Below are 13,658 nucleotides of genomic sequence, written 5' to 3' on the forward strand. Positions count from 1 at the left end.
GGCCAATGCTAGCCCATGCGCCCTACTTTGTCTCCTCTCCAGGCTCCGCACGCGCCACCAGGAAGGCACTGTCGTCGATCGCCAGCGTGCTGGTGGCGCGCAGATCGATGGCCTCGTGCCCACTGATGTATTCTTCTGCGAGCGCGGTCAGGCATGCCACTTCATCTTCATTGACCGGCTCGAACCCGGAAAAACCGATGTCCTGCAGCAAGCGCTGTCCGGCTTCGCTTTGCTCCATGCTGCACAAAGTGGCACACAAGCTGTCTTGCAGATGGGCCAGACGTGGCGAGATACAAAAGGCATGGAACGCAAAGGCATCGTCCGATTGCGCAACGATCTGCAAACTCTCCTGTGTGATGCGACTGGCGCTGGCGAAGACCTCGTTGAATACGAAGGCCAACTCCACCCGTCCCTGCAGCAGACTCTTCAGCGCCGACTGGTAGCTGCCGGTAAAGGTGAAGTCGAGGCGAGCGCGGTCGATTTCCGCTTTGTCCAGAAGAAACAGACCGACCATATGAACCAAAGTGGCATCACTCGCGGAGGCGATATGGATCCGTTCCGGCAGGGAAGCAAAGTCTACCCATGGGGAACCCTGGCGAGAACACAACAGCACTTCGTCGAAATGCTTTTTGGGTTTTGCCACGGGAATAAACCCTTTCTTCTCGACATACTGCACCCAGTCGAAGGGGTTGGCATATACCAGATCGATTCCTCCCTGCAAAACGCTATTTCTCCCCTGCTCGAAATCATCTTGGGGGAAAAGCGCAGTCGGCAATTCAACTGTCGCTGCAGATAGGTGCTCATCAGGAACCATCCGGGAAGATTCTTTCCGGAATAATTCGGGTCTACGGTAAAGCCGTAAGATAGCTTTTCCGTATTTTGCTCGATCACGCCCATCAGATATCGAAATCCACAGGAATTTCTCCCAAAATGTTCAAATGAATATTAAATGGCGTCATATATTTCATAGCCGTCATCATCGACCCCTTGAACTTCAACTTGCGGCTCATGAGCGCCGATTTTCCGGTAAGCTCACCCGAAAGAATTTTTTTCCAGTTTTCCATGGTAGCCCACATGATGAAATCCCGTCGACGCCCGTCAGAGGGACCGGCATAGATCACCTTTCCGGCCTTACAGAACAGCATCACATGGGGGATATCGGGTCGATCCTCGATATAATACTCCCAAGTGGCGTTGAAATTCCTCAGGTCTTTTTGAATTTCCGGATGGGCATCCCATTGTTTGCCTACCAGACGAATCCACTCTGCACTCATGAATTTCGCGGCCATCGGCCCCTCCATATATAAGCATATAATAATTGTCTACAGATACTCCGACTGACTACGAAGCCTATTTAGCCGACATTTCTATTCCTGCCAAGAGTTGCTGCAGAATGGCTCCCGCCAGATACACGCCAAAAAAGGCCGGCATGTAAGAGATCGTGCCATTCACTGTCTTTGGCCTTCCGCCGGGGCCCTGATCCGGTGTCTCGCGGGGAGCAGCGGGTCGGGGACGTTCGCGCGAGTAGACCGTCCACAGGTCGAGCGATGCGCCGGCATGACGCAATAGGCCGCGCAACTCCCGCGCCAGGGGACAACCCTCGGTCTGGTTCAGTCGGGCCATGCGTACCTGGCCCGGATCCAGCCGATTCCCTGCCCCCATGCTTGAGTAGATCTGCATGCCGAGCACCTGCGCCGCCTGAATCAGTGCCGCCTTGCAGGCGATGGCGTCGATGCAATCGGCAAGTACTGTCGCCTCACTCTCGGCCAGAAGTGTTCGCACATTCTCTGCCTGCAAAAAGGTATGATACGCACTGATTCGACAATTGGGGGCGATATCGGCAATCCGCTTGGCCATGACTTCTACTTTCGGCTGCCCCAACGTGCTATGCAGTGCCACGAGTTGGCGATTGAGGTTACTTGGCCCCACCCGGTCATGGTCTACCAGGGTCAGGCGCCCCACCCCGGCACGCGCCAGATTCTCGGCAACGTAGGCGCCGACCCCACCCAAGCCGGCAATGAAGACATGGCTGGCGGCAAGACGAGCCAGCCCTGCCTCACCAATCAAGATACGAGTCCGTACCGAGGCATCATCTGACATGCTGTTTCTCCAATCTCGGAAAGACTCGCAGAGTATTCGCTGTACAGATTTCTGCAAGTTGTTCTGCTGACTCCTGCCGCAGCTCCGCTGCAACCGTAAGGATTTCCGTCAGGAAGGCCGGCTCATTGCGCTCCCCAAGCTGCGCGTGTGGCGCCTGGAATGGGGCATCGGTCTCGAGGACGATGGCATCCTGCGGCAACGCCGCCAGCACGCGCCGCAGGCGTTGTGCGCGGGGGTGGGTGATTGCTCCCCCGAAACCGAGAGATAAACCGAGGTCGATGGCCTTTTGGGCCTGTTCAAAGCTGCCGGAAAAACTATGCAGCACACCGGCGACTGGCCGATGCCGACGCAGCAGCTGCAATAATTCTTCCGTCGTTTTCCGCGCATGGAGGATCACCGGCAGGCCATGGGCACGGGCAATGGCCAACTGTCGTTCCAGGATTGGCAATTGCTGCGCGAGATCCGCTGCGCCTGTACCGCGATCCAGCCCCACTTCACCCACAGCCGCCGCATTGCCAAGCAACGCCTCCAGGCGCTCCCAATCCCCCACACGCAGATCGGCAAGGAAGCAGGGATGCACACCGAACGCTGCGACTACCCCTCGTTCTCCCGCGCGCAGAGAATCCAGGCGCGACCAACACCGCGGGCTATAGGCAGGTACGACCCAAGCACGCACTCCGGCCGCACGAGAACGCGCCAGAACCTCGGCCCGGTCCTGCGCAAAATCCTCGTGGTCGAGATGACAGTGACTGTCGATAAGCAAAAGCCGGACCTCAACATTTGACAAGATACCGATTGGTAGGTATTAATAGCGCATGAGTACTATCATGGCCAGAAAAATCCGTAACCCCGAGCAGACGCGCACCGACCTGCTCGCGGCGGCGTACACGGAAATTCTTGAAAGCGGCTTTCAGGCCGCCAGCTTGGACCGCATCCTTGCCAAGACCTCGGTCAGCAAGGGAGCACTATACCATCATTTCGGTACCAAGCAGGAGCTAGGCCTCGCGGTAGTTGAAGATGTGATCGCGCCGCAACTGGCCCAGCGCTGGTTCGTTCCCCTGCAGCAGACCACCGAGCCCGTGCCCTGCCTGCAACAGCTGCTGGCGGAAAAGATCGACGCGGCCGATGAGCAACTGCTGCGCTATGGCTGTCCGCTCAACAATCTCATGCAGGAAATGAGCCCATTGGACGAAAATTTCCGGCGCGGTCTGCAGCGCATACTCGATGAATGGACCCAAGTGATCAGCGATGCCCTGATGCGCGGCCAACAACGGGGTAATGTGCGCCGGGAAGTGAATCCTAAGGAAGCTGCGTTGTTCATTATCGCAGCCATCGAAGGTTGCGTCGGTCTTGGGAAAAACGCGCAATCACTGCAAAGTTATCGGACCTGCCTGGGACAATTGCAACAGTACATCGGTACCCTCGCGGCCTGACCGAGATTTGCGTAGATACCGATTGGTCGGTATCCTTCTCCCGTCTTTTCCCACGCTGAGGAGTGAATGCCAATGTCGCAAGTCAAATCCGAGTGGTTGCAAATTTCCCCCAAACTTCGCGCCTACTATTCCCGCCCGGACGGCTCGGGACCGTTCCCGCTGATTCTGGTTTTCATCGAGGCCTTCGGCGTCAATGAGCATTTCCAGGAAGTCGCGCAACGCCTGGCCAAGGAAGGCTACGCGGCGATCATCCCCGACATCTACCATGGCAAGGTTTATGATTATCAAGATGTTCAGAATGCCATCGGGCACCTGCGCACCCTGAACGACGAATCGGTCATGGCCGAGGCACGCGCCAGCATCGCTGCCACACAACAGCGACCAGAGGTGGCTGCCGGCAAGATCGGTATCGTCGGTTTCTGCATGGGAGGAAGATATACTTTTCTGGCGAATGCCGCCCTGGCAGAGCACGCGGCCGTGGCGGTGGCCTTTTACGGTGGCGGCATCGCTCCCGAATCCGATCCTGTCGGTCGGCCAGCCTTGCTGGAGCACGTACCGGCCATGCGCGCCCCAATCACCTTACTCTATGGCGCGGAGGATCAGTCGATTCAGCCCGACGAACACGCGCGCATCGTCGCAGCGCTCAGCCGCGCAAAGAAACGCTATACTCTCAGCGTCTTCCCGGGGGCGCCACACGGCTTTTTCAGCGACCGCCGCGACAGCTACCGGCCAGAAGCAGCGGCCGAGGCCTGGCAGATCACCGTTACGGAATTCGCCAAGTATCTGGGGCAGGCAGGTGAGTAAGTTACTGTTCACTCCCTGGGAATTGCGCAGCGTGACTCTGCGCAATCGCATCATCATGGCTCCCATGTGTCAGTATTCTACCCCGATGGTATCGCGCGGGACTGGCACATGGTACATCTGGGCAGCCGGGCAGTCGGCGGTGCCGGTATGGTAATGGTCGAGGCCTCTGCAGTCGCTCCTGAAGGACGCATCTCGCCTGACGACCTGGGCATCTGGAATGATGCCCAGAGCGCAGCGCTGCGTCCCATCGTCCAGTTCATCCAGGACCAGGGAGCTGTTGCCGCCATCCAGATTGCTCATGCTGGACGTAAGGCATCGACTGCAGCCCCTTTCCACGGTGGCAAACCAATCCCGCCCAGCGACGCAAGGGGTTGGCAACCCATTGGGGCAAGTGCCTTGCCCTTCAGCCCGCAGCATACGGTTCCCTGCGAAATGTCGGTGGCAGACCTGGAACGCGTGCGCGGCGATTTCGTTGCCGCCGCCAAGCGCGCCCATGCCGCCGGCTTCTCGGTACTCGAACTGCACATGGCGCATGGGTATCTGTTGCATAGCTTTCTCTCTCCCCTCAGCAACCAGCGGCAAGATCGTTATGGCGGCAAGCTGGAAAATCGCCTGCGTTTTCCCCTGGAGGTGGCACGCGCCGTGCGCGCCGTGTGGCCCGAGGATCTGCCGCTTTGGACCCGCATTTCAGCGACGGACTGGGTGCCCGGCGGCTGGGATATCGAACAGTCCCTCGCCCTGGCAAGGGAGTTGCAAAAGATCGGAGTCGACGTCATCGACTGCAGCAGCGGCGGCTTGACTCCGGATGCGCAGATTCCTGCAGGTCCCGGCTTTCAGGTGCCCTTTGCCGAGCGGATTCGACGCGAGCTACAGATGCCGACGGTGGCGGTTGGCTTGATCACCGAACCAATGCAGGCCGAGCAGATATTGGTCACCGGCCAGGCAGATGCGGTCGCCCTGGCGCGGGAACTTCTGCGCAATCCTTATTGGCCGCTACAGGCTGCCCAAGCCCTCGGCGTAGACTGGAGCTGGCCGCCGCAGTACGATCGCGCCAAAGCAAGCCGCTAGGGCACCGGTATTCTGACCGGGGAGGCCCGTCCTTCCCGGTTTTGCAGCAGAAGGCTTCTTTCCGATGCGTTCCCGAGAAACATATCTGGCTTTCACTGCGATTTTTCTGATCGCTTTGATCTGGGGCTACAATTGGGTGGTGATGAAGGTCGCGTTGCAAGACAGCGCGCCACTGCTCTTTGCCGCTCTACGAGTAGTGCTCAGCACGCCGGTTTTGTTGCTGTTCCTGATCATGCAGAAGCGCTCTCTGGCGCTGCCGCCGCTGATTTACATTCTGCCCTACGGCCTCTTGCAGAGTACCGGCTTTGTCGGCGCCACCCTGCTGGCCCTGGAATATGCCGGAGCGGGTAAAACCGCGATCCTGGTCTACATGATGCCGATCTGGCTGATGCTCTTCGCCTGGCCGGTACTGGGGGAACGCCTGCACGGGCTACAAATTCCCGCGCTGGTGTTGGCGCTACTTGGGCTCGTTGTCATTCTGGAGCCATGGCAGGCAGGCTCCTCGCCCTGGCAAGGTCCATTCTTTGCGATTTTGTCGGGAGTTTCCTGGGCGGCCTCGGCGATCTGGCACAAACGCTTCATGCCCAAGGGTCAGGACCTGATCACCGCAACCTTCTGGCAAGCCTCCATCGGAGGTCTGGCACTCCTCATCGCGGCGCTGGTGCTGGAAGGCTGGCAGGTGCGATGGACGGATCCCTTTATTGCTGCCCTGGCCTACAATGTCGTTCCCGGAACTGCACTCGCTTATGTACTGTGGCTCTTTGCCTTGCGCCATCTTCCTTCGGGGGTGGCAGGCATCGCCACCCTCCTCGCCCCTCTCATCGGCGTCCTGGCAGCCTGGCTGCAACTAGGTGAACGTCCCAGCCTCTGGGAAGCCATTGGGATGGCGGCAATCTTCTCTGCGCTCATCCTGGTCAGCTGGCAACACCTGCGGCCCAAGGAGGAAAGCCTCGTCCTGACTACGCAAGATTGAGGTGAGAATCAGCACGGTGGCCTGTTCCTCGCTCATTCCCGATTGCAGCGTAAAAACCAATATCTCAGAAGCTCAACTGCATTAAAATTACGGGTCTAACGAAAACAGCGCGACAAGACACCGCTCTAAAGCAGCATCACGCATCATTTGCGCAATCTCTTCAGTATCGTCAGAGGCAAACGTCCGCCTGGAACAACGATATCCAGAGCGTCGCCCGCTACATCCATAAGAAAGTCCGGATCTTTCATCATGGATATCAGTTCCTTCTTCATTCTGCCACCGCCCACAGTTTTTCCATTGAGACCATCCACCTCCAATACCGCCGTCTTTTGGTCCCAAAGACACTCAAAGGCATAAACCGGATGATAGTAAAGATAGACTTTATCAAAAGTAATTATATCACTTATTATCTCGCTAGCGTTTACAGAGTGCGCAAGCTCTCTTTCAGTTATATGGATAATCGTCGCGAGCTTTTTCTCCGGCTGCAACAATAGATTGTCCTGCAGGACATCTTCAAACGTCAGCTCCTGCTGTTCCGAAGAATGCTTTTCTATGTATTCAACCATCTCTTTTTTGTTCACGTCTCTTTTTGTTCCATAGACATGCGAAACATGAACCTTTTTATTTTTACAGTGCTCCGTCACCGGAATGTGTATTTTTCGGTCTTGCTTGACATCAAATCTATTCCCGTCAATCTCTATTGAATGAGCATCAGGATTTTTAATTTCTACGGAATATGAAGAAATCGACTTGAAGAATATCTCTCGCTCCGCCTCAACATACCAGAATGGTTCATATCTTTTCTCTGAGTTGATGATAGTTACGCTTTCATTTGACGGACGCTTCCATACCTTCAACTTATCCAGGACACCGAAGGCAGATACTTTGTTATTTTCAGCAATCTGTCTCGCAGCCTTATCGTCCAGACGCTCCACCATCTTCAAATATCGCAAGTAATCATCACAAAATTTCGTTTCCATAGCTTACCCCAAGATATCCAAGAGAATTTTTTCCGCCTCCATTCTAAAAAATAGAAGCAGCGACTCGTAGAACACTCTGCACTCTACAATCCGTTTAGCCCGGAGGAAAGAACCATTAATCAATCACGCATTTCGGAAATCAAGCACTGCACAGACGTACCGTGCCAGAGCTTCATAGCTTCTTGACTCGTTCAGCAATAAGCCATACGTTCCGTGCCTCTAAACCCAGCACGCGCGAATATACCATCGCGCCTGATTTGATCGTGTTCTGTCCGTCGCACTCGCAGAGAATACTTACCGGCCAGCGCTATCACGATCGCCATGGACAGCCTAACTGCTAGCGCCTGCATCTCCTTCCGTTGCCCAACCACAGGGCGGCCAGTTGATCATAAGCACCGGGAAGCTGATGCGGCAACATTAGATTACAGACCGAATCACTCCCACTCGATGGTGGCGGGCGGCTTGCTCGAAACGTCGTAGGTGACGCGGTTGATGCCACGTACCTCGTTGATGATACGGCTGGAGACCTTTTTGAGCAGGGCGTAGGGTAGTTCGGCCCAGTCGGCGGTCATGAAGTCGCTAGTCTGCACGGCGCGCAGAGCAACCACATAGTCGTAGGTGCGACCATCGCCCATCACGCCAACGCTTTTGACCGGCAAGAACACGGCAAAGGCCTGACTGGTGAGGTCATACCAGCTTTCGCCACTTTCGGTGTCAATGCTTGCCCGCAGTTCTTCGATGAAAATGGCGTCGGCTCGGCGGAGCAGATCGGCGTATTCTTTTTTGACCTCGCCAAGAATGCGGACCCCCAAACCCGGACCGGGGAAGGGATGTCGATAGACCATCTCCCGCGGCAGGCCAAGGACCAGACCCAGTTCCCGGACCTCATCCTTGAACAGCTCGCGCAGAGGTTCGAGTAATTCCAACCCGAGTTGTTCCGGCAGGCCACCGACGTTGTGATGGCTCTTGATGGTGGCGGCCTTCTTGCTCTTGGCACCGCCCGACTCGATGACATCGGGATAGATCGTCCCCTGCGCCAAAAAGCGAACGCCGCGATGACCGGGTCGGGCCCCTTTGAGTTTCCCGGACTCGGCCTTGAAGACCTCGACAAAGAGGCGACCGATGATCTTGCGCTTCTGCTCCGGGTCGGTAACGCCGGCGAGTTCGCGCAGAAAGAGCTCACTGGCATCCACCCGCACGACCCTGGCATGGAGCTGACCGGCGAACATGTCCATGACCATGTCTGCTTCGTTCAGGCGCAAGAGACCGTGATCGACGAAAACGCAGGTGAGCTGATCACCAATCGCGCGGTGGATCAGGGCAGCGGCGACACTGGAATCTACACCACCGGACAGGCCCAGGAGGACCTCTTCCTCGCCAACCTGTTCGCGAATGCGCGCCACCGCCGCGGCGACATAGTCACCCATCACCCAGTCGCCCGAGCAGCCGCAGATTTCGTGCACAAAGCGGCGCAGCAGCACCCTCCCCTGCAGCGTATGGGTGACCTCGGGATGAAACTGTACCCCGTAATAACCGCGCGCCTCGTCTGCCATCCCGGCGATGGGGCAGCTGGCGGTGCTCGCCATCAGCCGGAAGCCAGGCGGCAGTGCCGTAACCTGGTCGCCGTGACTCATCCAGACCTTGAGCATGCCGTACCCCTCCGGCGTCCGGAAATCTTCGATACCTTGCAAGAGCCGGGTGTGGCCTCGGGCGCGGACTTCGGCATAGCCGAATTCCTGATGGTCTGTCCAGCTCACCGTACCACCCAGTTGCGCCGCCATGGTCTGCATACCGTAGCAGATACCGAGTACCGGCACCCCGATCTCCCAAACCGCCTGCGGTGCCCGCAATTCGTGGTGTTCGTAGGTGCTGCCATGGCTTCCGGAAAGGATGATGCCTTTAGGCGCGAAATCGCGTACAAACGCGTCACCCACATCGCAGGGGTGAATTTCACAATAAACATGCAGCTCGCGCACGCGGCGAGCGATGAGCTGGGTGACCTGAGAACCAAAGTCTAGGATGAGGATACGTTCTTCACTCATGGAGGCGATCACTCTACCCGGTAGTTGGGGGCTTCTTTGGTGATGTGCACGTCGTGGACGTGGCTTTCACGCACACCGGCTTGGGTGATCTTGATGAATTTCGCGTCGCGCGCGAGCTGTGCCAGATCGGCGGCACCCAGATAGCCCATACTGGAGCGCAGCCCCCCCAGAAGCTGATGGATGACCTGGGCCGCCGGACCCTTGTAGGGCACCCGACCTTCGACGCCCTCAGGCACCAGCTTGGGGGCCTCGGGACTGCTGGCATCCTGGAAATAGCGATCGGCAGAGCCCTGCTGCATGGCACCCAGGGAGCCCATACCGCGATATGCCTTGAAGCTGCGCCCCTGATAGAGCTCGATCTCGCCGGGGGCCTCGTCGGTACCCGCCAGTAGGCCACCGACCATGACCGTATGCGCGCCCGCCGCCAAGGCCTTGGCAAAATCCCCCGAGAAACGCACTCCACCATCGGCCACCAAGGGTACGTCAGTACCCGCCAGCGCCTCGGCGACAGTGCTGATCGCGGTGACCTGCGGCACACCAACACCGGCAACCATGCGCGTGGTGCAGATGGAACCGGGGCCAATACCCACCTTGACGCCGTCGGCGCCGGCACCGACCAGGGCCTTGGCCGCCTCCGCCGTGGCGATATTGCCACCAATCACTTCGACCATCGGAAAATGTTTTTTCACCCAGGACACGCGATCCAGTACACCCTGACTATGGCCATGGGCGGTATCCACAATGATCAAGTCCACACCAGCTTCAACCAGACGCTCGACGCGCTCGTCGGTGCCAGCGCCAACCCCAACCGCCGCCCCCACCAGCAGACGCCCAAAACCGTCACGGCAGGCGTTGGGATGGGCGGTGGCCTTACTGATATCCTTGACGGTGATCAGCCCACGCAGCTCGAAGCGGTCGTTGACCACGAGGATCTTTTCGATGCGATGTTTGTGCAGCAGATCCTTGGTGGTATTGAGGCTGCTGCCCTCCGCCACCGTCACCAGGCGCTCTCGCGGGGTCATGACGCTGCTGACTGGCGCCTCCATGCGCGTTTCGAAACGCAGGTCGCGGTTGGTGACGATACCTTCCAAGCGGCCGTCCTCGCCAACGACCGGGACACCGGAAATACCGTGCCCGGCCATCAGCAGCAAAACCTCACGGATCGTGGCGTTGGGACCGGTAACGATGGGGTCTTTGATCACTCCCGCCTCGAACTTCTTGACCCGCCGTACCTGCGCCGCCTGCGCCTCGGGGCTCATGTTTTTGTGAACGATGCCAATACCACCCTCCTGAGCCATGCAGATGGCCATCGCCGCCTCGGTGACGGTATCCATGGCGGCAGACAGCAGGGGGATGTTGATCTGCAGATTGCGGCTCAGGCGAGTACGAACCTGGACATCGCGCGGCAGTACAGTCGAGTGGGCGGGAACGAGCAGAACGTCGTCAAAAGTCAGGGCTTCGCCAATCAGTTGCATCGGAGATCCTCAAATGAAAAAGGGCCGGGCATCGCTGCACACCCAGCCCCGTCAGGCATGAGCAATGATAGCTGCGGGGCAAAAAAAATGCCAATTTACGCACTACAATTCCCGCCGCTGGCGGGTGTAGCACCGCCCTGCTAGATTTATCGGCCTTCCGACCGCGTGGGAGCCGCGCACATGCGCTTTCGCAATCACAAAATCTGGACGGCTCTGCGCTGGGGCATCCTGCTTATTGCGAGCCTGGCGCTGTCCCGACTGTTCCAAGTCCTTGGCATCCCTGCTGCCCCCCTCTTTGCCGCTATGCTCGCCGGGATCCTGCAGGCGAGCTGGACGACTGTTCCCTATGGGCGTGGCTTTCCCCGCGCCGGCCAAGCCCTGCTTGGCTTGGAGATTGGTTTGCTCTTCAGCAAGCAAGCGATGGCAATCATCCTGCGCCATTGGGCACCCATCCTGCTCATCAGCGCGGCCACCCTGCTTCTCAGTCTAGCGATCGGCGTCCTCTTCAGTCGCTGGCAAAAAGTGGATAGCAGCACCGGTTTGTTGGGAATGACCGCTGGCGGCGCGGCCGGCATCACCGCCATTGCCCAGGAGCTCGGCGCCGAGACCGGCTTGGTGGCTATCCTGCAGTATCTGCGCGTGGTTCTCGTCATGCTCAGTCTGCCCTTGGTCGCGCTGTTGATCTTTGCTCGTCCCATCCAGGACGCAACCGGACTGCATACCGTCCACGCCAGCTGGTCTGGCAGCGTAGTCCTGCTGATTTGTGCCGCCGCCGCCGTGTGGATTGCCAAACGCATCCATTTGACCACGCCGTATCTGCTTGGCCCACTCTTCGTCAGCCTTGCACTGACGGCAAGCCAACACAGTCCGACCCCGGCACTACCCCGCAGCCTGCTGCTCCTTGCCTACCTACTGATCGGCTGGCAGGCGGGGTTACAACTATCCTTGGCGCGTCTGCGTGCCTACCTGCGACTGCTGCCGCATGCTCTAGCGCTGATCGTTGCCCTGAACCTGCTCTGCGCCCTGCTGGGAATCCTTCTGGCGCAGCTGGTGGGGGTAAGCGATCTCGATGGCTACCTGGCTACCGCGCCAGGCGCGCTCTATGCCGCCGTAGCGGTCAGCATGGCGACCCATGGCAACGTGCTCTTCGTGCTCGGCGCCCATCTCGCGCGCTTACTGATGATGTTGATCATCATGCCACCACTCGCCCAACGCCTGCGGCGCAAGCGTACCGTCGAGTGAACTCCGGTGGCAGCTGTCATTCATTTCGAATATTGCCGATTTTTCGTATACACTGTGCGCGCCAATTGTCGGAGGGCTGGAATCACACTTTGGTCTCCCTGAAAAACTTCATTGCGGCACAATTAGCCGAAGATGCAGTGCCGCCGCCCGCTACTGCCACGCAGACGCCGTCTTTGCCGGCCGGGGCGCAAGTCATCCCGCGAGAGAAACACAACATCTCCCGCCGCCAGATCAGTGACGCTGCCCTGCAGGTTCTCAATGGCTTGCATCGAGCCGGCTACCAGGCCTACCTGGTGGGCGGCAGCGTGCGCGACCTGCTGCTCGGTCGCGAGCCCAAAGATTTCGATGTCTGTACCGACGCCAGGCCAGAGGAAGTACGCAAACTCTTTCGCCGCAATGCGCGCCTCATCGGTCGGCGCTTCATCCTCGTGCACGTACAATTTGGCCGGGAGATCATCGAGGTAGCCACCTTTCGCGGGGGTGACAGTGACGGGCAAACGGTTAGTGCCAGTGGGCGTATTTTGGCGGACAACGTCTATGGCACTTTGGAAGAAGACGCGCAGCGCCGCGATTTCACCGCCAACGCCCTGTACTACAACATAGCTGACCGCAGCATCATCGATTTTTGCGGCGCCATGGTCGATATCGAGGCCCAGCGCTTGCGCATGATTGGCGAAGCAGCGCAGCGCTTCCACGAAGATCCGGTGCGCATGCTACGGGCCGCGCGCTTTGCCGCAAAACTCGGCTTTCAACTCGATCCCGCCATCGAGTCTGCCATACCTCCTTGCCGCGAGCTGCTGCGCGAGGTGCCTCCGGCCCGCCTGTACGAAGAGACCGGCAAGCTGTTTCTGGCCGGCTTTGCCCAACAGAGTCTGGCAGTCTTGCAGCGCTACGGGTTGTTCACCGCCCTCTTTCCCCAACTCGCGGAACTGCTGGAGCGCGCCGAGGAAGGGATTGCCCGCGAACTGATCCAACTCTCTCTGCGCAACACCGATGCACGGGTAATTGCCGGTAAATCCGTGCATCCGGCCTTTCTCTTTGCGGCGATGCTCTGGCCAGTGCTGGTGGCGGAGCAAGAGCGGCTGATGCAGGAGGACAAGCCTGAGGCGGTGGCCATGCAGCAGGCGGCCAGTGCAGTGCTGGAGGAAAACCGTGGACAGATTGCCATTCCCCGTCGCTTTACCTTGACGATCCGGGAAATCTGGGACCTGCAGGCACGTTTTCATCGTCGCGGCGGGCGTCGACCTTATGCCCTGCTCGCCCACGAGCGTTTCCGCGCGGCCTTCGATTTTTTGCAGCTCCGTTGCGAGGCCGGCGCCGATCTCACCGCCTTGGCGCAGTGGTGGCAGCAATTTCAGGATGCCGACAGTGAGGGTCGCAAGGAGCTCATCGAATCGGCTCGCCGGGAGGACCGGGACAACGAAGCTCCGCTCGGTCCCCTGCCCGCCGGCGAGGCCAAGCGCGGCAAGCGGCGGCGACGGCGGCGACGGACTCCCAAACAAGCATCGGAACCCGTAGCCGCGGCAGAAGGCGAATAGGTC

The 13,658-nt window shown here is 58.7% G+C and carries 12 protein-coding genes and 1 pseudogene; 6 read left to right on the plus strand and 7 right to left on the minus strand.

Annotated elements, in window-relative coordinates:
* Positions 1 to 22 precede the first annotated feature (22 nt).
* The 4 genes from ORD17_RS00430 to ORD17_RS00445 all read right to left on the minus strand — a co-directional run bounded on the left by ORD17_RS00430 (position 23) and on the right by ORD17_RS00445 (position 2,863).
* Positions 23 to 814, minus strand: coding sequence for a PhnD/SsuA/transferrin family substrate-binding protein (locus ORD17_RS00430; RefSeq protein WP_308388970.1), 792 nt, complete (start codon positions 812 to 814; stop codon positions 23 to 25).
* Positions 815 to 896: 82 nt separating this feature from the next.
* Positions 897 to 1,289 carry an SCP2 sterol-binding domain-containing protein gene (locus tag ORD17_RS00435; RefSeq protein ID WP_308388971.1) on the minus strand — a complete coding sequence of 131 codons (393 nt, stop codon included), beginning with the start codon at positions 1,287 to 1,289 and terminating at the stop codon, positions 897 to 899.
* A 61-nt stretch (positions 1,290 to 1,350) separates the two neighbouring features.
* A complete protein-coding gene (locus tag ORD17_RS00440; protein WP_308388972.1) occupies positions 1,351 to 2,100 on the minus strand; it encodes a tRNA threonylcarbamoyladenosine dehydratase in 750 nt (249 codons plus the stop codon).
* Positions 2,090 to 2,863 carry a TatD family hydrolase gene (locus ORD17_RS00445; RefSeq protein ID WP_308388973.1) on the minus strand — a complete coding sequence of 258 codons (774 nt, stop codon included), beginning with the start codon at positions 2,861 to 2,863 and terminating at the stop codon, positions 2,090 to 2,092. Before ORD17_RS00445 ends, ORD17_RS00440 begins: the two co-directional genes overlap by 11 nt.
* 64 nt (positions 2,864 to 2,927) lie before the next feature.
* Here ORD17_RS00445 and ORD17_RS00450 point away from each other — a divergent pair, with 64 nt between their 5' ends.
* The 4 genes and pseudogenes from ORD17_RS00450 to ORD17_RS00465 all read left to right on the plus strand — a co-directional run bounded on the left by ORD17_RS00450 (position 2,928) and on the right by ORD17_RS00465 (position 6,378).
* On the plus strand, positions 2,928 to 3,533 hold the full coding sequence (locus ORD17_RS00450) for a TetR/AcrR family transcriptional regulator (protein ID WP_308388974.1): 606 nt from the start codon (positions 2,928 to 2,930) through the stop codon (positions 3,531 to 3,533).
* A 72-nt stretch (positions 3,534 to 3,605) separates the two neighbouring features.
* The gene (locus ORD17_RS00455; protein ID WP_308388975.1) at positions 3,606 to 4,337 is read left to right on the plus strand and encodes a dienelactone hydrolase family protein; all 732 of its coding nucleotides are present in this window, start codon (positions 3,606 to 3,608) and stop codon (positions 4,335 to 4,337) included.
* 55 nt (positions 4,338 to 4,392) lie between these two features.
* A pseudogene (locus ORD17_RS00460) lies at positions 4,393 to 5,405 on the plus strand (NADH:flavin oxidoreductase/NADH oxidase).
* A 64-nt stretch (positions 5,406 to 5,469) separates the two neighbouring features.
* On the plus strand, positions 5,470 to 6,378 hold the full coding sequence (locus tag ORD17_RS00465; RefSeq protein WP_308388977.1) for a DMT family transporter: 909 nt from the start codon (positions 5,470 to 5,472) through the stop codon (positions 6,376 to 6,378).
* Between the two features lie 143 nt (positions 6,379 to 6,521).
* On the opposite strand, the gene ORD17_RS00470 is transcribed toward ORD17_RS00465, so the two are convergent.
* The 3 genes from ORD17_RS00470 to guaB form a co-directional block, all read right to left on the minus strand.
* The gene (locus ORD17_RS00470) at positions 6,522 to 7,358 is read right to left on the minus strand and encodes a hypothetical protein (RefSeq protein ID WP_308388978.1); all 837 of its coding nucleotides are present in this window, start codon (positions 7,356 to 7,358) and stop codon (positions 6,522 to 6,524) included.
* A 434-nt stretch (positions 7,359 to 7,792) separates the two neighbouring features.
* A complete protein-coding gene (gene guaA, locus ORD17_RS00475; protein ID WP_374693377.1) occupies positions 7,793 to 9,412 on the minus strand; it encodes a glutamine-hydrolyzing GMP synthase in 1,620 nt (539 codons plus the stop codon).
* On the minus strand, positions 9,409 to 10,875 hold the full coding sequence (gene guaB, locus ORD17_RS00480) for an IMP dehydrogenase (protein WP_308388980.1): 1,467 nt from the start codon (positions 10,873 to 10,875) through the stop codon (positions 9,409 to 9,411). The genes guaA and guaB overlap by 4 nt, the downstream gene beginning before the upstream one ends.
* Before the next feature lie 180 nt (positions 10,876 to 11,055).
* On the opposite strand from guaB, the gene ORD17_RS00485 reads away from it, so the two are divergent.
* Together ORD17_RS00485 and pcnB are read left to right on the plus strand one after the other, a co-directional pair.
* Positions 11,056 to 12,117 (plus strand): AbrB family transcriptional regulator, encoded by a 1,062-nt coding sequence (locus ORD17_RS00485; RefSeq protein ID WP_308388981.1) that lies wholly within the window; start codon positions 11,056 to 11,058, stop codon positions 12,115 to 12,117.
* 89 nt (positions 12,118 to 12,206) lie between these two features.
* Entirely contained in the window at positions 12,207 to 13,655 is a 1,449-nt protein-coding gene (pcnB, locus tag ORD17_RS00490; protein ID WP_308388982.1) for a polynucleotide adenylyltransferase PcnB, read from the plus strand.
* Positions 13,656 to 13,658: the final 3 nt, after the last annotated feature.

The sequence above is a fragment of the Acidithiobacillus sp. AMEEHan genome, from assembly GCF_030996345.1.
Taxonomy (GTDB): Bacteria; Pseudomonadota; Gammaproteobacteria; order Acidithiobacillales; family Acidithiobacillaceae; genus Igneacidithiobacillus.